The sequence below is a fragment of the Saccharothrix sp. ST-888 genome (genome assembly GCF_000955975.1).
GTDB lineage: Bacteria > Actinomycetota > Actinomycetes > Streptomycetales > Streptomycetaceae > Kitasatospora.
On sequence record NZ_JYJF01000084.1, the window covers coordinates 13,611 to 32,517 of the forward strand.

Here is an 18,907-nt window from a genome sequence, read left to right on the forward strand (position 1 = left end):
AACCCTGCACGTTCGCAGGGAGTCGCCCGCGCAGTTCCCCGCGCCTCGGGGCGGTACCGCATGGCTGCCCCTTGCACCCCGGGTGGGGCGTCGCCGCGTGTGCGCCGAGGGCAGCCTCCAGGGGCAGCGAGGGCGGTGCCGATGGTCTCCCTCCGGCACCGCCCACCGTCGTCGGCCTGGCTCAGCCCTCGCCCTCGAAGGACTCCAGGTCGTCGTCGTAGACCTCGCTGACGTCGAAGCGACAGATCAGCAGCTGCGGGTCCGCACCGTCGAAGGGCTCGGGCAGCCACTCCCCCGGGTCGGACGGCTCGGTCGCCGCGACCCAGAGCGTGGAGTCGCCCTCCTCCAGGCCGAACTCCTCGCAGCGGGCCGCGATTTCGTCCGGTTCGTACTCCCCGAAGAGCACGCCGATCGCCGCGTTGACGCCGCCGTCCTTGCCGCCGCCGGGAGTGAGGGTGCTGTCCACCCGCTCCGCCTGGGTGCGCAGCCGCTTCGCGTCGGCGACCAGGTAGTCGCGGCGGATCAGCACGCTGATCGCCTCGGGCTGGTCCGGGCCGGCGTAGCCGCCGGTGCCTTCGTCCCCCGGGACTTCGAAGGGAGTGACCTCGTCGTAGACCTCGTAGAGGATCTGGTCGTAGGCGATGGCCGCCGCTGCGAGCTCCTCGTAGGCGGTGACAACAGCAGGATCGTCCGCTGCTGCAGGGGCGGAGACCGCTTGCAGGTGGCGGTCGATGGCTGCCTTGACCGCCTCGGCGGCGGCGCGTACCTCGGCGATGGTGAGCTGCGCGGCATCAGACATGGTGCTGACGCTATCTCCCCGGAGCGACGACACGCACAGGGGTTGTCGCCTACATCCGTGAATTCCCGGCAACTTACCCCCGGATGTCCGGTCCGGGTGGTTCTGTGACACCCCGGACCGTCCGCCTCCGGACCGCCTCCGGACCGTCCCCGGAGCCGGACGCCGCCCGGCCGGCGTCCACCGACCGGTCCGTCTGCGGGTCCGCGCGCCAGTCCACTCGCCCTTCTGCTCGTGATTCCGCTCGCCGGTCCACCCGTCGTCCGGCGGTGGCCTGCAGCCGGGTCTTGCGCGCCTGCGCGCGCCCGTGCGGGCCCGTGCACGCCCACGGCGCACGCATCGCAGGAGCCCCGTCTGGGTATCTGGTCCGCAGCAGGAAAACTGATTGCCTGTCAGTGCGGTTCGCGACACCCTCGCTGGCAGCAGCCGCCCGGGACCGGCCCGCAGGACCGGTCCTGTTGTCACAGGCAGGTCGTACCCTGGCCTCCACACGTTCCGCAGGAGGAGAGTTTTGACCCCACCCAAACTGGTCCGGCAGCCCGAGTACGAGTACCAGTCGCTGCGCATGCCGCGCGGCACGTCCCGGAACGCGGCCCGGCAGTTGCTCACCGAGCACGCCGAGTACGGGAACTGGGAGTTGGACCGGCTGCGACTGTTCCCGGACGGCAGCCGTACGGTGCTGCTGCGCCGCCGGATCATCCGGCAGGTCCGGAGCTGGTAGCGGTGCGGCGCCAGCGGTCAGCGGGCAGCAGTCAACGGGTGCAGCTCGGCGGGAGCAGACCAGCAGGTGCGGCTCGGCGAGTGGATCGGGGCCTCTCGGCCTGCGGCTTCGGTGGATCGTCGGATGTCGGACGCCACCGTCACCGTCACTGTCTGCGCACGACAGCGCGCCCGCAGCCGTAATCGCACGACTGCGGGCGCCTGTACGGCCCTCCGGACGGCCTTCGGTCCCGAGGGTGGGGCTCAGCGGGCCCCGGCGCGGGCGCGACGGTAGAGCACACCGCCCGCGAGCAGCAGCGCCACACCGGCCGGGGCGATCAGCTCCAGCCCGGACGCACCGGTGGAGGCCAGCTGCTCACGGCTCGGCGGGCTGACCAGCGACTGCTGGGGCGCCTGGGGCTGCGACACCGTCGCGGCCGGCGGGGTGTGGCTGCCGCCGCCCGTGTCGGTACCGGTCGGCGGGGTGCTGACCGGGGGCGCGCTGCGCGGCGGCACGTGGGTACCGGTTTCTCCGGGCGGGCAGTCGTCGCCGGGCACGGGCTGCGGGTGGCTCGGCGGGGTGACCTCGGTCGCACCGTGGTTGCCGCAGTCGTTGCCGACGGCCGGGTTCCCGACGCCGATCACGTTGACGGAGTTCCCGCAGGCGTTCACCGGGATGCTGATCGGTGCCTGAGCACTGTTGCCGGAGATGACTCCCGGCGAGTTCTGCGCACCGCCCTGGGACGAGGCGCCCGACCCCGCGTGCGCGGGACCGCCCGAACCAGTGGGCCCGCCGTGGTCATCGCCCGTGCCGTAGTCACCGGCGCCGTCGGGGCTGCCGTGGCCACTCGGGCTGTGCTCACCGGGCGCGATCTGCCCGCCGTGTACAGCGCTCCCGCCGTGGGACACGTTCCCGCAGTTGTTCCCCATCGCCGGGTTGAGCAGACCGACCACGTTGACCGTGTTGCCGCAGGCGTTGACGGGGATGTCCACGGGGGCCTGCACGCTGTTTCCGGAGCCCACCCCTGGCGAGTTGGCCGCGCCGCCATGGGCTTCGGCACTTGCGTACGCGTAGCCCGCGGTGGAGGCCAGCACACTGCCGGTGGCCACGGCAGTGAGGATTCCTCTCTTGGCGACCTGTCGCATGTACTCCCCTGACTTCTGATTGTCGGAATTCCTGACGAAGCTGCTGCCCGTCTACGGGATAACGAGGCATGACCGTAAAGGTTGAGCCGAACGGGGTTCGTTCACCCAAACGTGTCATCTCGGATTGCAGACTGACCCGCAGGCCGGATAAGCAGGAACGCGCCCCCGGGCGGAGCCATCCGCCGCCCGGGGGCGCATTGATCAGTGAACCGGCTCGACCGACAGCACGTGCGCCGGTACCGCGCGCAACACCACCTGCGCCGCTACCGCTCGTACCGCTGCCGCGTGAGCCGTCACCGCTCTATGGGAGCTGCCGTAACGGGCTGCTCAGAAGTTCTGGCAGTTGTTGCCGAAAGCCGGGTTCAGCAGACCGATCACGCTGATCGTGTTGCCGCACAGGTTGACCGGCACGTGCACCGGGACCTGGACGTTGTTGCCCGACAGCACGCCCGGGGAGTTGACCGCAGCGCCGTCGGCCTGCGCACCACCGTGGGCGGAGGCGACACCGGCGCCGGCCAGCGCCAGACCACCCGCAGCGGCGACAACGGCAACGATCTTCTTGACCTTCATGGTTCCTCCTGGCCGACCCCGGGTCGTCTCCGGGCGGCTCGTATCGATTCGTCATTCCACAGCCCGTTTCCGCGCTGCCATATGGGTGAACGACGGCGTGGCAAACGGGGTACGGAGGCAGTCACCCATTCACCCGCAGCGGTGATATCTCGCACACATAATCGACCATTCATTCCGGGCCTTAACGTTTCTGCAGTGCCCTCGACGGCAAGCCTCAAGTCATTCGCTCCGACAATGCACCGACGTCACGCCGGGACCACGCCCACGACCACTCCCGCGACCGCCTCGGCAACTGCCCGGTGACGCTTCGGCGACGGCGGTGGCTATGGCGGCCGCGGCGAGAGCTACGGCAACGCCGCGAACCGAGTGCCCCGGACATGCGGACGGCCCGCCCCCGTGGTGCAGGGGCGGGCCATCCGTCGGGTGCAGGGCGCTCAGCAGGCGTCGATGAACCGGTCCAGCACCCGAACGCCGAACTTGAGCCCGTCCACCGGCACCCGCTCGTCCACACCGTGGAACATCCCGGCGAAGTCCAGCTCCGGCGGCAGCTGTAGCGGCGCGAAGCCGAAGCAGCGGATCCCCAGGTCGTGGAAGGACTTGGCATCCGTGCCGCCGGAGAGGCAGTACGGCACCGCGCGGGCGATCGGGTCCTCGGCGCGCAGCGCGGACTGCATCGCCGCCACCAGCGGCCCGTCGAAGTCGGTCTCGATAGCCTTGTCCGTGTGCAGGCTCTCGCGCTTCACGCGCGGGCCGAGCACGCTGTCCAGCTCGGCCAGGAACTCGTCCTCGTAGCCGGGCAGGAAGCGCCCGTCCACGTGCGCGGTGGCCTGGCCGGGGATGACGTTCACCTTGTAGCCGGCGCCCAGCATGGTCGGCTGCGCGGTGTTGCGCAGCGTGGTGCCGATCATCTTGGCGATACCGCCGAGCACCCGGAGCGTCTCGTCCATGTTCTCCGGGTCCAGCTCGACCCCGAGCGCGTCCGACAGCTCGTTCAGGAAGGCCCGCACGGACTTGGTGATCCGCAGCGGGAACTGGTGCCGTCCGAGGCGGGCCACCGCCTCGCAGAGCTCGGTGATGGCGTTGTCGTTGTTCTCCATCGAACCGTGTCCGGCCCGGCCCTCGACCGTGAGCCGCATCCAGTGCATGCCCTTCTCGGCCGTCTCGATCAGGTAGAGCCGCACATCGTTGTTGACCGTGAACGAGAAGCCGCCGACCTCGCCGATCGCCTCGGTGACGCCCTCGAACAGGTCCGGGTGCTTGTCCACCAGGAAGCGCGCGCCGTAGGTGCCGCCCGCCTCCTCGTCCGCGAGGAAGGCCAGCACGATGTCACGCGGAGGCTTCCGGCCGGTCCGCAGCCGGTCGCGGACGACCGCCAGGGTCATCGCATCCATGTCCTTCATGTCCACGGCGCCCCGGCCCCAGACGCAGCCGTCCGCGATCTCGCCGGCGAACGGGTCGTACGTCCAGTCGGCGGCGTTGGCCGGCACCACGTCGGTGTGGCCGTGGATCAGCAGACCGGGACGGGAGCGGTCCTCGCCCTCGATCCGGACCACGGTCGAGGCCCGCCCCTTGGCCGACTCGAAGATCTGCGGTTCCAGGCCGAACTCGGCCAGCTGCTCCGCGACGTACTCGGCCGCGCCCCGCTCCCCCGGACCCGAGCCGTCACCGTAGTTACTGGTGTCGATCCTGATCAGGTCGCGGCAGATCTCGGCGACCTCCGACTCAGCCGTCACACCCGGGGCAACCACCCGCTCCGCCTTCGACTCGCTCATGCTCCCACCTCGTCTCAGGCCCGCCCGGCGCATCTCCACGCCACCCCCGGCCCCACGGCCGCGGCCCTGCGGGCACGCTCCCGCCATCCTCCCCCAGCGACCGCCCCACCCCAAGGGCAATCCCCCAGATCGAAGCCCGCCGGCCCCTGCCAGGGACGATTTTGGATCCTCAAGCCGATCTTGCTACAGTTATGCATGTCAGCGCGGCACGGAAACGAAAGCCGCAAAGACAGACACCCAGTCCGGGTGGCGGAATGGCAGACGCGCTAGCTTGAGGTGCTAGTGCCCTTTATCGGGCGTGGGGGTTCAAGTCCCCCCTCGGACACCAGCAGGAACCCCAGTTGATCTGGGGTTTTTCTGTTTTCCGGGCACGGTTGGGCAGTCACGTGACCAACACCGTGACCAACGGGGTCGGAGCCAGCCGGTCAGACCAGGGCAGACAGTCCGAGTCGACGTACGTGGCGAAGCCCGGTGATCGGCTCCCCGGTGTCGCGGCCGTCGTCGTACGGGACGCCGGCTTCGGCGGCGAGACATTCGGCGACGGCCTCCGCCTTCGCGCGGTGCCGTTGCGGCAGTCGGCATCGAAGCTGATCGCCCTCCCGGGCGCATAGCGGCGTAGCACGTGCTGCTCGACGTCCTCGGATGCAGCGGACTGACTGAGCAACACGTACCGGCTGACGAGCCGCGTGAAGATCAGGTGGATGAGGCGCAGCGACACGACTCACGATCATGCCTTGATCGCAACGCCGCACACATCGTCCCTGGCCACAGAAGTAGGCCCGGTTCTGGAGCCCCACAGCACAGGTGGGCACGGCTGCCGCCACGATGCCCACCTGGCGCCGGAGGTTCAGCTGCTCCCATTGACGACGGAGTTGTGGACCGCGCCTGCGGACAGCTGCCGTTTCGCGAGGATGCCTTCGTACGTGCTGTCCACGACGAGCGAGTTGATCGCCTTCGTCAGGATGTCCCGCAGTACGCTGTCGCTCTTGCGGACGGCGATCCCGTAGGGCCGCGGCTGCAGTTGGGGACCGGCGAGATCGAAGGCCCGCCCGCCGTCGACGGTCTGGGTGTTGTACAGCGCCTTCGGGTAGTCGGTGAGGTACGCGTCCGCTTGGCCGCTGTGCAGATCGGCCAGCGCCTCCGCGTCGGCGTTCGTCGCCAGGACCTTGAGGGGCCTGCCGAGGTGCTCGCACGGCTTCTGTTGGCGGGTGGCGAGATCGTCGTGAATGGTTCCCTTCTTCACCGCGACGGACCTGCCGCACAGGTCGTCGATCTTGGAAAGCTTCTCGGGGTTCCCCTTACCGACCACTATCCCGATGCCGGCCATGAAGTAGTCCACGAAGTCGACGCCTTCGTTGATCTGCTTGTTGTCCTTGTCCACGCCCTGCTCGCGCTCGCGGGTGTCGGTGATCCCCGACATCGCGATGTCGTACTGCTTGTCCAGCAGCCCGGGGAGCACGTTCGCGAAGGGACCGACGTCCTGGAACTCGAATGTGACACCGAGCACCTTCTCCAGGGCGGCGGCGATGTCGGGATCGACGCCGCCCGGCTGTCCATCCGGGGTCCGGAAGATCACCGGGGCGGCTGTGAACGACGCGCCCACCCGGATCACCCCGGCTTTGCGGATCGCCTCGGGCAGCTGGTCGTGCAGGGAGGCCTTACCACCGCCCACGCCGCAGGCGCTCAGCAGTAGAGCACCGGTGGTAGCGGCGGCGATGGCGCCGCTGCGGCGGCTGATGGAGGGGTCCATCTTCGCTTCTCCCGGGTGGTCGATGCACAGTGCCGGGGTTCGGGACACGGCGGCAGACCTCGCCGACAGTGCCCCACCGGCCCCGTTCCGGTGAGACAGCATCCCGCCCGCCGACGCGGCCGGGCCGACGCCCAGCAGCACCCGGAGGCAGGGAGGCTGGCCAGACTATAACGGCCATGGCCACGTCAGTTTCCATCGGGGGGCCACGAGCGGCGGGCCGCCGATCCGACGCGCGGGTCAGGCGATGGCGTCCGCGACCACGTGCGGGCGCAAGGCCCCAGCGAGAGCGTGGGCCACCTGCTCGATTAGAGCGTCGACTCACCTGGACTGAGAGCTATCGTCCGGAAGTCCCATATCGTCGCCCGAGCACGCTGACCTCGCCCTGGTCCGTGAGGAGGTAGCTTCCAGTCTGTCCCTCAACACAGGCCACCTGCCGTCGCTCACCGGTCTCCAGGAGAACCATCGGGCTGTGGAGTCCCATGTGTGCTTCGCTCGCCGTCGGCATGATCCAGATAGACACGTTGCGCTTCCGGGCGTGCCCCAGGAGCCGTTGCAATTGCTCTCTCAGCACGATGGGGCCGCCAACTGGCCGTTGTAGTGCGACTTCCTCGAACCACGAACCCGAAGACGACAGTGGCGCGGTCGAGCAATGGCTGCCGTTCGGGCCGAACCTGCAGTCTCCGCTCCAGTGTTTCGCCATCCAGAGGCGGGCAGTGGGCCATGAGCAGGGCACGTGCATAGTCCTCGGTTTGGAGTAGCCCGGGGATGGGTTGCTTCTCGTAGGAGTACTCGCTCACCGCCTCCGCCTCCAGCAGCGCGAAGTCCTGGAACCACACTGGGCACCGCGCCTGCGCAAGGTATGGCGCACCCGCCTTCAGCACTCCGCCCCCGAGCGCCTCACCCGCCCGCTCGATGAAGTCCTGCTTCGGCACCCGTTGGCTCTACTCAACCGAGGCGACTCGACTCCGAGAAGCCGAACTACTCGCCCAACTCGGCCTGTGTGAGCCCGGACCGCGTCCGGAACAGTCGTAGCTGCTTGCCGGAATACCTCGGCGCCGCCGACTCTCCGTGATTTGCAGTTCAGCTCCACCCCACGTGGCGCCCACCTCGCCCGTCATCTCGCGCTCGACCACCTCGCCGCCGGGGGCCGCCCGCGCTGCAGCGACACCTCCGACACCGTCGCGCTTCTGGTCGCCGAGCTCGCCGCCAACGCCGTCCGCCACGGACTCACGCCCGGACGTGACTTCCATCTCCGACTCAACATCGACCCCACAACCGCGACCACCCGGATCGAGGTCTCCGACGCCTGCGGCGAGCGGTCGGCACGGCTCGCCGAAACCCCGTCACCCGAGGCCGAGTCCGGTCGCGGCCTGCGTCTCGTCGATATCCTCGCCACGTGCTGGGGCAGCGTCGCCCGGCATCCGATCGGCAAGACCGTCTGGTGTGAAATCGACCTCCCCCAGGAGTGTGCAGCGGCATCGCCGCGCCCTACGAGTGGTACCTGAGTTCACCGGCCGGCGCGCTTCCAGGCGTGCACGAACTCGCGGTACAGGAAGCGTTGGAAGGGCTGGGCTCCGGAGAACCCGAACTGCTTGCCGATCGTCCTCGCGCCGAACCACAACCCGCTGACCACCGGCACGCCCGCCGCGGCCTCGGCGACCGAGGCGACGGAGGCCACCAGTTCACGCTCCACCGAGGACATCTCGACCCTGCGCAGTCCGAGGCGTTCGAGCAGCTGCCGCTTGACACCTTCGATGTCCCGCGCGAGGCGGAGGTAGTCCTCGTCCGTGACGCACCGTTCGACGGCGTACCGCAGGGCGGCCGCCCGGGTCCGGTACTCGCGTATCCGGCTCACGATCAGGCCGATCCACTCGGCATCCGACAGCCTGCCCGTGTCTGCGGGTACCCAGAGCCGCCCGCCGAGCAGGGGAAGCTCCAGCTGGAGGAGCTGCAGGCGGTGCGACTCCTCCTCCCCGGCTGCCTCGCTCAGGGTGTCGTGGATGCCGCGGACGGCCTGGATGATGTCGAGCACCGTGCTGTCCGCGACGCCGTCGCGGGTGAGGTCGAAGGTGAGGGAGAAGTCCCGGCGCAGCGGGTGGGACTGGTACGAGATCGCGTCGGCCTCGGCCCTCGCCCGGTACTTCATGCCGCGGGCGAGGGTGGCCATGAGGTACTTGCCCTGCCCGGGGGCTGCGATCTCGCGCAGCGGCCCGGCCAGGATGACGGCTGCCGCTCGGGCCCACTCTCCGAAGGCATCCTCCTCCACACCGTCGCGGGTGGGGATCCGGTCACCGTGGTGGCCGACGGCCCCGCGCACCTGGCGCTCCTGGAAGGCACTCCAGTCCCGGATGCGGACCGACAGAGCCGTCTGTCCTCCCGCGCTCGCCTCGTCGATGACGAAGGCCTGTTCGACGAAGCGGGCCATGCTGGTGATGCCGTGCACGCTCTCCAGATCGCGGATGGCGCGGGTCTCGAGCTGCTCGGCCGCCTGCTGCTGGGGCAGGGTCAGGTACAACGGGTTGAGGAGTCCGGCCCGCATCAGCTCGCGGAGCAGCAGCGGGCGTTCCCCGAAGTCCTCGGGGCGCGGGGTCTGCAGGACCGGATGGGACACGCAGACCCTGGACATGAAGATCAGCGACTGCACGACCTCGACGAAGCACTGGCGGGCGAACGGGTCCTCGGGCTGGCCACCGCGGTTCTGGGCGAGAAGGAAGTCCTCGGCACTGATGAGCGACGTGACGTCTATCAGGACATCGGTGCTCCGCTGAATCATGCGCGCGCCGCTCCCAGGAACCAGGCGACCGCCTCCGGGCGGCCCATGACCGTGGACTCGAAGACGGGCTCCGCCCTGCTCAGCAGGTCGGCCCCGAGCGGGAGCGGCTTGCCGTCCTCGTCGCAGCTACGCAGTCCGGCCGCTGCGCCGAGGCAGAGCCCGGCCAGACCGTCCCAGACTTTCTGGCGGCGCCGCCAGAACAGGTCGAAAGCGGGAGCCGGCGGGTCCGTACGGCCCGCCAGGTCGACGACGGTGCGCACCATGTCGAGGGTCTGTGAGGTGGTCCGCACCTTCAACTCGTACCCCGCCGCTGCCGCCGCAGCGTCGAAGGGCCGCTCCGGGTCGCCCTCGCTGCGGGTCGCGGAGATCCACCGCACGGGTCCGGAACCGGCGGGACTACCGTCCAACAGCACCTGCCGCTGCCGTACGTCCGCCGTGACCAGCAGGGGCGTGCGGCCGGCGCCCAGCTCGGGCGCGAGGACGAAGGCCGCGACCGGCTGCCAGTCCTCCAGTAGGCACACCACCGAGCAGAACTCGGTCCGGTCGGCCCGGACGAACTCCGCCGTGCCGTCGATCGGATCGATCACCCAGACCCGGCCTGCGGACGCGGCCACCTCCTCGCGAGTGCCGGTGCGCTCGTCCTCCTCAGCGATGATCACTGCGTCGGGTTCGAGTTCGAGCACCGCGTCGATGATGAGATTCTGCACGGCGACGTCCGCTTCGGTGAGTAGCGTCCGGTCGGGCTTGATCTCGACCGGCAACTCGGCAATACGGCTTCGGTACTGGGCGAACACCGGCAGGAGCCGCTCTTCGAGCGTGTTCCAGAGTGAAGTGACGGACATGGCGTGTACCCCCGTGCTGCGGTCACCGATCCGATGGAGGCGCCGCCGAGACTGACGCCTCGTCAAATCGTGTCACAGCGGGACGCGCGGTCGATAGAGCACGGTCGAACCGGCGGTACGGGACCGATGACGATCCGTCGGAGCGCAGTCGGCTGCGCCCGCGCCTCTCGGTTCAGCCTGTCGCAGCGAGTTCGTGTGCGGGGAGCAGTTCTCGGGAGCAGCCGGTGCGGAGGCCCGGAGCCGGGGACCTGGAGGCGCGGTCGCAGCCGTCGCACCTGAGGGCTCGGGCGAGGAGGAGCTCGCCCTCCCTGAAGTGGGCGGCGAGCGCCTTGACCGTGACCGGCGCACCGTCCGGGAGGGAGAGGATGTAGACCGCGACGCCCACGGTGATCGCGCTGCCGCTGCGTTGGGCGAGGCGGTTGGCAAGGACCGTGAAGTTGGCGGTGAGGCGGGTGCGGATGTGGATGACGCCGGACGCGCGGCGGGGGCGCGCAGGGGCGCGTTGGACTGCTGCTCAGCCATCGGGAAGCTCGATTCTTCCCGGGTGGTCAGGCCCTCGCTCGGGATTGCCTTCCCGGCTGGGGGCCGTAGCCATGTATGGGGTTGTCTGCGCGAGCGTATCCGGACCATCCCCACCGCCGTGCCCAAGTCACCCGATGGGGTGGCCAGTTGGTTGGGTGGGAGTCCTCTACCAGGTTCTTGGGGAGCGACGTGGCCCACCGGCCACTCGTCGGCGGCAACCCCGCCCACCGGAGTGTGGGCCACCGGCCACCGGCCGCTTCCCCATCTACCGCACCGCCAGGCAGGTCCACCGGTGCGGCCTCTCCAGGTGCCCTGCAATGCCGGTTCGTGCGTACCGGAGCGGTTCTCGCGCTAATGTACGGACAGCCATCGCGGCCCGACGGGCTTCCGGTCTCGGACATGCCCCTACCCGCACGAGATCCGTCGTGTCCGTAGGGGAAGTCCTTGCTGCTCCGGAAGTCCGCGTCCGCGCTCGTCCCGTTGATCGCGCCACAGCCCGGGTGTGACCATCTTCCGCTCACCGAGCGCCTGATCGACGAGTACACCCGGAACCACGTCAACAAGGAGCGTCCCGGCAGCGGGATCATCGCGTCCTGGGACAACAGCCTGCCCACGGTCGTCGAGTCGCTGATGAAGCGCGACCTCGGTTCCGTCGAGGTACTGATCGAGTACACCAGGCCTGACATGGCCGGCGAGGCCGACGTGATTCTGGCCGGGGAACACCCGGTCACCGGTGACCTCTCGTATGTCGTCATCGAGCTCAAGCAATGGCGCAAAGCCGTGGTGGACCCGGATAACGCGGTTGCGGTCGACGCGGGCTTCTCGAAGTGGAAGCTGCATCCGGTCCGCCAGGTCCAGCGGTACTGCGAGTTCCTGGTTCACCACCTGGCACCGCTACACGGCCAGCCCGACCGCATCGCCGGGGCCGCGCTGCTGCACAACGCGCGGTCCGAGGTCGACGTGCTGTTCGACCTGCAGAGCAGCGACCACGGTCGGCTCTTCACCGTCGACCGCATGGACCTCTTCGAGAACTTCCTCGCCACCCGACTCGCAGCCGCGAAGTCGGGGAGCCGCGCCGCGGACGTGTTCCTCGCCGCCGACCAGTACGAGCCGCCGTCCTCCATCGAGGCCTTCAGCAGGGTGGGCGACCCGCATCCGGTCTTCGCTCTGCAGAAGGAGCAGGAGCTCGCCTTCCAGGAGGTCTACGAGACGGTGCTGCGGGGGCACAACGGAACCGGCCGCAAGAAGGTGGTGATCATCCAAGGCGGACCGGGAAGCGGCAAGACCGCGATCGCGGTCGAGCTGCTGCGCACGCTGAAGCAGGAGGGCCGACAGGTCGTGCACGCCAGCGGTTCGAGGTCTTTCACCAAGAATCTGCGCGCCGCCGCCGTCGACGCGGCACCCCGTGGCAAGAAGGGACTCGCGGACAAGCAGTCCCGCCAGGATTACCGCTACTTCCAGCAGTTCGGCAAACTGCCCGAGAACTCCCTCCAGGTCCTCATCTGCGACGAGGCCCACCGGGTGCGCCTGAAGTCCAACGGTCGCGATGTTCCGGCCTGGGTCAAGGCGTTGGACCGGCCGCAGGCCGACGAGCTCATCCTCGCCGCCGAGGTCCCCGTGTTCCTCCTGGACGACTGGCAGTCCCTGCGCCCCGATGAGGTCGGTTCGGCGGAATACCTCGCACAGCGCGCCAGGTTCCTCGGGTGCGACCCTGTGGTCATCCCGCTGTCGGGCATGTTCCGCGCGGCCGGCAGCACGGAGTACCGCGAGTGGGTGGCACAACTGCTCGGCCTGACAGTGGCGAGCCCACGAACGTGGAAGTCTGACGGACGGGTCGACGTCCGGCTCGCGGAGAGTCCTCAGGAGCTCGAGTCGTTCCTCGAGGAGCGAATCCGGAACGAAGGTGCGCACGCCCGCATCACCGCCGGGTTCTGTTGGGAGTGGGAGGAACCCGCCGAAGGCGAGGTCCGGTTCGAGGTTCAGATCGGGGACTGGCACCGTGCGTGGAACGCCCGAGAGGGCGTCAAGTCGCCGGACATGCCGGAGACCAGCCAGTGGGCGACCGATCCTCGTGGGTTCGGCCAGATCGGCTGCATCTACACTGCCCAGAACTTCGAGTTCGACTGGGCCGGGGTGATCATCGGACCTGACCTCGTGTGGCGCGACGACCGATTCGTCGTCAATCCGTCCGAGACGCATGACAGTCCGCTGAAGGCGAAGTCGGCCGACCCCGCCGTGGTGGACCGGCGCGTGCGGAACGCCTACCACGTGCTCCTGACCCGGGGGAGGCAGGGGACAGTCGTCTATTCCGAGGACGCCGAGACACGCGACGCCTTGCGGCGGCTTATCCCGGGCACCGTGGCCGACCAACCGATCCGTGTCCGGAAGATCAGGAGGGCGAAGCGTCCGCCCACGGCTTGAGCCGTACCAGGAACGCACCGGTGCCGGCAGGACGAGAGATCACGTGTGCACAGCACGTGATCCGTACTGAGGTCCGTGCTTCAGGGTGGCGTTGGTGCGTCCGGGCGGAGCCCGGTTCCGGCGAAGAAGCCGTCGAGGACGCCAGGCCGGTACTGCAGGCGTTTGAGTCGGTTCCGCACGAGCGTCTCCAGCTTGTCGAGGGCGACCGAGGCGAGGTTGGCGAGGCTTCGCTTGACGTGCGCCCACAGTCCTTCGACCGGGTTCAGCTCCGGCGCGTAGGCCGACAACAGGAACACCGTCAGCCATTCCCGGGCGGACGGCGATCGAACCGGCCACCGACAGCCGTCCGGAGCGGCGGCCGCTGACCGTCACGACCGGGGTGATCCCGCGCCGCCCCCAGGTACGTCCTCGGGCGGCCTGCGGGTGAAGCCGACCGTAACGTACGTGATCTGTACGTCGGCGCCGCTCGGGCGCCCGAGCGGGTGGCTGCGAGCGCCGACGACGGCTACATCGGCGCGTTGGCCTCTTCGGTGACCGGCGGACTCGGTGGCAAGGTGGGGATCGCACCTCGGCTGTTTCTGCGCAAACTCGTCGCCGATGTGCCGGACCGGGTGGACGAGTTCGAGGACTCCGACCCGCGCGTGCACTACAGGCTGACCGTATCGGCCGCAGAGTTGAGCGAAGAGGAACGCAACGCGGCGACGGCCTCCAGCGCCGACGGGATCGAGCTGGACCTGCCGTGAACGCGCTCGACACCGACTCGCCCATGGACCTGCTCGACCCCGTGTTACTGCACCACATCGTCAACTCGCTCGGTTGGCGGTCGCCCCGACCGCTGCAGCAGCGGCGGTGGATGGCGGTGAAAAGGCGACGTAGGGTGGGCTGCCGGGATGCACCGTATCGGCCGACTCTTCGCGGACCTCGGCCGCTCTGAAGGGCCTGAAGTTCAGCGACGAACTCCTGCCGCGCCCGGCGATGGCGACACTGGCCGTCCGGCTCGCGGACCTCGACGCTGTCATGCGGGTCCTCGCCGAACCCCACAGGTTCGTCCGAAAGCTGATGTAGTCCGTGTCTCACTCGACCGGCGAAGCTTGCGCTGATGTGACCGAACGCCATACGTTGGTGACAGCACTACACATCGCTGCACCGCGTGCAGCAAGTCCTATGGCCGTCTACCAGGATTCTGGGACGGCCATAGTTGTTTCCTAGGGGGATCGGCCTTGTACCTGTGCTACGTCGACGAGTCCGGCGACGGGGGCAAGCTCGACCTCGCACTTGCCAATTCCTCACCGGTCATGGTCATCGGCGGTTTCGCCGTCCCCGAGAGCCGACTCACGTCGCTCACCGTCGGATTCCTGGAGCTGAAGCGGACCTTCAACCCGTCCGAGCTGGGCAACGCCGAACTGATCGACGTCGTACGGCACGAGATCAAGGGATCGAACTTCCGCAAGGACATCCGTTCCTCCAGTCGCAGCCGTCAGCGCCGGGCCCACGGCTTCCTGGACAAGACGCTCAGGCTGCTGGAGGAGCACGAGGGCAGGATCATGGCCCGGGTACTAGTCAAGGCGGTCGGCGAGGCCAACAGCGAGACCAGCATGTACGCCGGATCGGTGCGGGCGCTGTGCGCCAACCTTCAGCAGTACCTCCACACCTGTGACAGCCAGGCGCTGCTGATCCTCGACAGCCGTAATCCGAAGAAGAATGCGGGCAACGTCCACGGAATCACGGTCCAGAAGTTCGACAAGGCGGGCGATCCCCTGCCCGGTATCGCGGAATCACCGGTCTTCGGCCACAGCGACACCCATCTCGCCCTGCAGATCGCCGACGTGCTGATCTCCGGGATCCTCTACCCCGCGGCCTGCCACACCTACGCAGGCGATCTGACGGGGAATGTCCACAGCCACAGCGGGTTCGCCGAGGTGCGCGATCGGTACATGGACCGAGTCCGGAAGCTGCAGCTGCGTCTCGAGGGCCAGGACGCGAAGTGGCAGGGCGGTGTGGTCGTATCGAATCGGCGCCATGTCGAGCGCACCGGCGCGATGCTGTTCAACAGCGCCAGGATCCCCGCGCAGGCCCGGGAATCGGCCGCTTCAACCCGGCAGTCGCCGTCTGCCCCGGAAGCCGGCCTCCCCGTTCTCCTCTGAGCCGCCTACCGGGCCGCCCTGTAAAGTTCCAGCTGTCGTCAACGCGGCCCGCCGGGCTTCCCCATCGGGACATGCCCCCACCCGCACGATTCTCTTCGTGCTGCCTAGGGGAATTCCTTGCTGTTCCGCGACTCCGCCACCGCGGTCGCCGCCGAGAAACTGGCCGGCTCGCTCTCCCTTCGGCTCATCGAACAGTTCGTCCACGTGCACGGCTACCGGCCCGGCCCCTCCGAAATCCGCTCCTGGGAACGCAGCATCCCGGTGCTGGCGAACGCCCTGGTCGATTCCGGGCTGGGCCTGGTGGAGATGCTGCTGGAGTACACGCTCCCGCTGAACAGCAAGCGCGCGGACGTGATACTCGCCGGCACCCACCCCGTCACCGGTGAGCCCTCGTACGTCGTGGTGGAACTGAAGCAGTGGAGCAGCGCCGAGCCCGAGGACGGCGAGCCGCTGCTGTGCCGGGTGGATTCCTACACACGGCCGGTACTGAACCCGATCGAGCAGGTCCGGGGTTACTGCGACTACCTGGTTGCCTTCAACGGCGCGCTGTCCGCGCACCCGGAGCGTGTCGCCGGAGCTGCATATCTGCACAACGCGACCGAGTTCGGTGTCAGCGGCCTCTACGAGATCGAACAGAGCGAGCGCGGCAGACTGTTCACAGGCGAACGACGTGGTGAATTCGTCGAGTACCTGCGAACCAAGCTGGCTCCTGCTTCGGGGGCGGAGGCGGCCGATCAGCTCCTCGCAGGAAAGATCGGACCCTCCAAGCAGCTGATGGCGGTCGCTGCGCAAGAGGTACGCGAACGCGAGCAGTTCGTTCTGCTCGACGAGCAACGGGTCGCCTACGAGCTGGTATTGAACGCTGTACGCCGCGCACAGCGGTCCGACCACAAGGAGGTGGTCGTGGTGGCCGGCGGTCCGGGGACGGGGAAGAGCGTCATCGCCCTGTCACTGCTCGGCGAGCTCTACCGCAACGGTGTCTCCGCACTGCACGCGACCGGGTCGAGCTCCTTCACCACGACCATGCGGAAGATCGCGGGCTCACGCAAGCGTGAAGTCCAGGAGCTGTTCAAGTACTTCAACAGCTTCATGACCGCCGAGCGCAACGGCCTGGACGTCCTGCTCTGCGACGAGGCGCACCGTATCCGTGAGACCTCGGCGAACCGGTACACCCGGGCTGAACAGCGAACCGGGAAGCCCCAGATCGAGGAGCTGATCGACGCCGCCCGGGTGCCGGTCTTCCTGCTGGACGAGCACCAGGTGGTGCGCCCCGGCGAGATGGGCACCGTGGCGCAGATCCGCGCGGCAGCGGCGGTCAAGGGGCTGGAGTGCCGGGTCGTCTCGCTGGACAGCCAGTTCAGGTGTGGTGGCAGTGATGCCTACCTGCGCTGGGTGGTCCGGCTGTTGGGGCTGGAGGGTGAAGCCCCCCTCGGCTGGGAACCGGACGGGAAGGTCGAACTCGACGTGGTCGACAGCCCTCAGGAACTCGAGGCATTCCTCGACGCACGCCGAGCAGAGGGCTACGGGGCCAGGATGTCCGCAGGGTACTGCTGGAAATGGACAACCAGGATCCCACCCGGCGCCCCCTTGCCCCTGGATGTGACGATCGGCGACTGGTCACGGCCGTGGAACCTCCACGGTGAGCGCTCGATCGCCGGCGCCCCGCCAGCCGCGCTGTGGGCCACCGATCCGGCCGGCTCCGGCCAGGTCGGCTGCGTCTACACCGCCCAGGGCTTCGAGTACGACTGGAGCGGCGTGATCATCGGCCCCGACCTCGTGTGGCGGACGGACCGTTGGGTGAGCGACCGTACTGCGTCCAAGGACCCGGTCTTCCGGAGGTCCACCAGCGATGCGGATGTGGACCGTTTGATCCGCAACACCTACAAGGTTCTGCTGACCCGGGGAATGATCGGGACCGTGCTGTACTCGACCGACGCCGAGACCCGTGCCAAGCTCCGGGAGTTGGTGACAGGAACACCACATCCGGTGGAGAGCGAGCAGCCCACGATCGCCCGCTGACCGACGAGGTCTCCAGGCATGGTGCCGCTCGGCCCACTGCAGTGGCTCGGCCTCATGGTCGGCCTTGGCCGGCTTCCGCGCGATCAGCGGGGTGGGGCTTCGGCTTCCCGAGGCGGAGAGGTCGGACGTGTGCCACGTGATCGGCGGGTCGGCGTCTTCTCGGCTCGGGTCAGCTGCCGCATCAGGTCCTTCTCGGCCCAGCCGGACGGATTGCGGCGTGATGCCTCCTGTGCCAGCTCGCCGAGTCGGGCGAGTCCGGCCTCGCCCAGGATGTCGCGGTAGTCGGTCAGGTCGAGCTCCAGCAGGAAGCCCTGGTCGTGCAGCAGCTGCGCCACCAGCCAGTCGGCCGTCTCCAGTGGGTCGGGCGAGGCTGTCCGGCATGCCTCCAGGTGCACCGTGCCGAGTTCGGCGACGACCTCGCCGACACCCCCGTCGGAGTCGTCCACCTGTTCGTAGACCTCGCCGAGCAGCCTGACTGCCTCCCGGGCCAGTGCGACCGCCTGAGCCGCCTGCCCCGCGCCCGTCAGCGCGCCGATGGCGGCCACCGCCTCCCTGGCTTGGCTCGCGTAGGCCCTGGCGTCGGCGTACTCGACGTACCCGTAGCGGCTGAAGCGGCTCACCGAGAGCAGGGCTGCCAGTCGGGGGCGGATCGCGGCCGGATCGGCCTGGGCCGTCGCGGCGCGGAGTTCCAGGCGGCGGCGCAGACCCCGGTCTGCGTCGATGAGTTCGCGTACCAGGGCCAGCAGATCGTCGCGGGACCGCGAGTCCAGCCAGGACTCCAGACTGCCGACCCGGGCCTTGGATTCGGCCCGCAGGCGGGGCAGCTCCGCCCGGTGCTCCAGTACGACCAGGCCGACCGCGACGCAGTGCTTGCAGAAGTTGCCGTCCAGCCCGTACGGGCAGTCGCAGTTCCCCGTCAGCCTCCGCCGTCCGTTCAACTCCAGTACGACCTCGTAGAGTTCAGTCCCGCAGACGGTGGCCGTGAAGCGGTTTCCCGCCACCTCAAGGCCGTTCACCGCATCCCGGTAGCCCTCGCCTCGTTCGTAGGAGCGTAGCCCGGCCAGCGCGCGCAGGTCGTTCTCGGTGAATATGGTCGCACTCGTCACGCCACTCATCCAAGCGGACGGGGACAGCGGGTGTCGACGCTTCGCCGCCCGGTCCCCCGAGGCTGCCGAACGTGCTCGGTGGGGTGGAGGTGACGGGGAGAGGCCGGGATGGCGCGGCGTGGGCCATGGAGTCGTCGCCGCAGGTGCGATGAGGAGTTGCGAGGCGGCAGGTACTATCGATGCCTCTGTGACCGATAGGTTCAAGTGGTGGATGTGACGAAACGTTGCGCGCTATGGTAAGGGAACAGAGCGGGCAGCGGGCAGCGGGCAGCGGGCAGCGGGCAGCGGGCAGCGGGCAGCGGGCAGCGGGCAGCGGGCAGCGGGCAGCGGGCAGCGGGCAGCGGGCA

The 18,907-nt window shown here is 68.8% G+C and carries 17 protein-coding genes, 1 tRNA gene and 2 pseudogenes; 7 read left to right on the top strand and 13 right to left on the bottom strand.

All coding sequences use genetic code 11. From position 1 onward, the window contains the following. Window positions 1–181: 181 nt before the first annotated feature. On the bottom strand, window positions 182–799 hold the full coding sequence (locus UK12_RS23430; RefSeq protein WP_045305084.1) for a hypothetical protein: 618 nt from the start codon (window positions 797–799) through the stop codon (window positions 182–184). A 508-nt stretch (window positions 800–1,307) separates the two neighbouring features. Here UK12_RS23430 and UK12_RS23435 point away from each other — a divergent pair. After that, complete coding sequence (locus UK12_RS23435; RefSeq protein ID WP_045305085.1) at window positions 1,308–1,517, top strand: DUF5703 family protein; 210 nt, start codon at window positions 1,308–1,310, stop codon at window positions 1,515–1,517. A gap of 242 nt (window positions 1,518–1,759) precedes the next feature. Here UK12_RS23435 and UK12_RS23440 read toward each other — a convergent pair whose 3' ends face one another. From UK12_RS23440 to UK12_RS23450, 3 genes are all read right to left on the bottom strand, one after another. Then, window positions 1,760–2,605 (bottom strand): chaplin, encoded by an 846-nt coding sequence (locus tag UK12_RS23440; protein ID WP_231591353.1) that lies wholly within the window; start codon window positions 2,603–2,605, stop codon window positions 1,760–1,762. Between the two features lie 363 nt (window positions 2,606–2,968). Next, window positions 2,969–3,211 (bottom strand): chaplin, encoded by a 243-nt coding sequence (locus UK12_RS23445; RefSeq protein WP_045305087.1) that lies wholly within the window; start codon window positions 3,209–3,211, stop codon window positions 2,969–2,971. A 434-nt stretch (window positions 3,212–3,645) separates the two neighbouring features. Next, window positions 3,646–4,983, bottom strand: coding sequence for a M20/M25/M40 family metallo-hydrolase (locus UK12_RS23450; protein ID WP_045305088.1), 1,338 nt, complete (start codon window positions 4,981–4,983; stop codon window positions 3,646–3,648). Window positions 4,984–5,223: 240 nt separating this feature from the next. Between UK12_RS23450 and UK12_RS23455 the strand changes: the two genes are divergently transcribed. Then, window positions 5,224–5,311, top strand: a tRNA-Leu gene (locus UK12_RS23455). A gap of 54 nt (window positions 5,312–5,365) precedes the next feature. On the opposite strand, the gene UK12_RS23460 is transcribed toward UK12_RS23455, so the two are convergent. The 4 genes and pseudogenes from UK12_RS23460 to UK12_RS45135 form a co-directional block, all read right to left on the bottom strand. Then, the gene (locus UK12_RS23460; protein WP_045305089.1) at window positions 5,366–5,701 is read right to left on the bottom strand and encodes a hypothetical protein; all 336 of its coding nucleotides are present in this window, start codon (window positions 5,699–5,701) and stop codon (window positions 5,366–5,368) included. Window positions 5,702–5,830: 129 nt separating this feature from the next. Then, window positions 5,831–6,874, bottom strand: coding sequence for an ABC transporter substrate-binding protein (locus UK12_RS23465; RefSeq protein ID WP_082119881.1), 1,044 nt, complete (start codon window positions 6,872–6,874; stop codon window positions 5,831–5,833). 193 nt (window positions 6,875–7,067) lie between these two features. Beyond that, window positions 7,068–7,472 carry a Scr1 family TA system antitoxin-like transcriptional regulator gene (locus UK12_RS45130; protein WP_442973840.1) on the bottom strand — a complete coding sequence of 135 codons (405 nt, stop codon included), beginning with the start codon at window positions 7,470–7,472 and terminating at the stop codon, window positions 7,068–7,070. After that, window positions 7,357–7,665, bottom strand: a pseudogene (locus tag UK12_RS45135) (Scr1 family TA system antitoxin-like transcriptional regulator); the annotation flags it as partial. The pseudogene UK12_RS45135 and the gene UK12_RS45130, both read right to left, overlap by 116 nt. A 141-nt stretch (window positions 7,666–7,806) precedes the next feature. Between UK12_RS45135 and UK12_RS23470 the strand changes: the two are divergent. Further along, window positions 7,807–8,238 (top strand): ATP-binding protein, encoded by a 432-nt coding sequence (locus UK12_RS23470; protein WP_045305091.1) that lies wholly within the window; start codon window positions 7,807–7,809, stop codon window positions 8,236–8,238. A gap of 2 nt (window positions 8,239–8,240) precedes the next feature. Here UK12_RS23470 and UK12_RS23475 read toward each other — a convergent pair whose 3' ends face one another. The 3 genes from UK12_RS23475 to UK12_RS41575 form a co-directional block, all read right to left on the bottom strand. Then, complete coding sequence (locus UK12_RS23475; RefSeq protein WP_045305092.1) at window positions 8,241–9,506, bottom strand: hypothetical protein; 1,266 nt, start codon at window positions 9,504–9,506, stop codon at window positions 8,241–8,243. Further along, window positions 9,503–10,348, bottom strand: coding sequence for an inositol monophosphatase family protein (locus tag UK12_RS36825; protein WP_052682099.1), 846 nt, complete (start codon window positions 10,346–10,348; stop codon window positions 9,503–9,505). Before UK12_RS36825 ends, UK12_RS23475 begins: the two co-directional genes overlap by 4 nt. A 172-nt stretch (window positions 10,349–10,520) precedes the next feature. After that, window positions 10,521–10,733 carry a hypothetical protein gene (locus tag UK12_RS41575; protein ID WP_052682100.1) on the bottom strand — a complete coding sequence of 71 codons (213 nt, stop codon included), beginning with the start codon at window positions 10,731–10,733 and terminating at the stop codon, window positions 10,521–10,523. 767 nt (window positions 10,734–11,500) lie between these two features. Here UK12_RS41575 and UK12_RS23495 point away from each other — a divergent pair. Then, window positions 11,501–13,291 (top strand): DNA/RNA helicase domain-containing protein, encoded by a 1,791-nt coding sequence (locus UK12_RS23495; RefSeq protein ID WP_156178878.1) that lies wholly within the window; start codon window positions 11,501–11,503, stop codon window positions 13,289–13,291. 80 nt (window positions 13,292–13,371) lie between these two features. Here the strand turns inward: UK12_RS23495 and UK12_RS23500 are convergent, their stop codons facing one another. Continuing rightward, the gene (locus UK12_RS23500) at window positions 13,372–13,587 is read right to left on the bottom strand and encodes a hypothetical protein (protein ID WP_231591354.1); all 216 of its coding nucleotides are present in this window, start codon (window positions 13,585–13,587) and stop codon (window positions 13,372–13,374) included. A gap of 150 nt (window positions 13,588–13,737) precedes the next feature. Here UK12_RS23500 and UK12_RS23505 point away from each other — a divergent pair. The 3 genes and pseudogenes from UK12_RS23505 to UK12_RS23515 all read left to right on the top strand — a co-directional run. Beyond that, a pseudogene (locus tag UK12_RS23505) lies at window positions 13,738–14,034 on the top strand (BREX system ATP-binding domain-containing protein); the annotation flags it as partial. A gap of 477 nt (window positions 14,035–14,511) precedes the next feature. Beyond that, window positions 14,512–15,435, top strand: a complete 924-nt coding sequence (locus UK12_RS23510; RefSeq protein WP_045305097.1) for a DUF3800 domain-containing protein — start codon at window positions 14,512–14,514, stop codon at window positions 15,433–15,435. Window positions 15,436–15,552: 117 nt separating this feature from the next. Further along, window positions 15,553–17,454: a DUF2075 domain-containing protein gene (locus tag UK12_RS23515; RefSeq protein WP_045305098.1), complete on the top strand. Its 1,902-nt coding sequence runs from the start codon at window positions 15,553–15,555 to the stop codon at window positions 17,452–17,454. 83 nt (window positions 17,455–17,537) lie between these two features. Here the strand turns inward: UK12_RS23515 and UK12_RS23520 are convergent, their stop codons facing one another. After that, complete coding sequence (locus UK12_RS23520) at window positions 17,538–18,560, bottom strand: SWIM zinc finger family protein (RefSeq protein WP_052682102.1); 1,023 nt, start codon at window positions 18,558–18,560, stop codon at window positions 17,538–17,540. Window positions 18,561–18,907: the final 347 nt, after the last annotated feature.

Bases quoted from the DNA above. Each gene is read 5' to 3' on its own strand.
- UK12_RS36825 (WP_052682099.1), bottom strand. From the start codon at position 10,348: ATGTCCGTCACTTCACTCTGGAACACGCTCGAAGAGCGGCTCCTGCCG.
- UK12_RS45130 (WP_442973840.1), bottom strand. From the start codon at position 7,472: ATGCACGTGCCCTGCTCATGGCCCACTGCCCGCCTCTGGATGGCGAAA.
- UK12_RS23475 (WP_045305092.1), bottom strand. From the start codon at position 9,506: ATGATTCAGCGGAGCACCGATGTCCTGATAGACGTCACGTCGCTCATC.
- UK12_RS23430 (WP_045305084.1), bottom strand. From the start codon at position 799: ATGTCTGATGCCGCGCAGCTCACCATCGCCGAGGTACGCGCCGCCGCC.
- UK12_RS23445 (WP_045305087.1), bottom strand. From the start codon at position 3,211: ATGAAGGTCAAGAAGATCGTTGCCGTTGTCGCCGCTGCGGGTGGTCTG.
- UK12_RS23450 (WP_045305088.1), bottom strand. From the start codon at position 4,983: ATGAGCGAGTCGAAGGCGGAGCGGGTGGTTGCCCCGGGTGTGACGGCT.
- UK12_RS23495 (WP_156178878.1), top strand. From the start codon at position 11,501: ATGAAGCGCGACCTCGGTTCCGTCGAGGTACTGATCGAGTACACCAGG.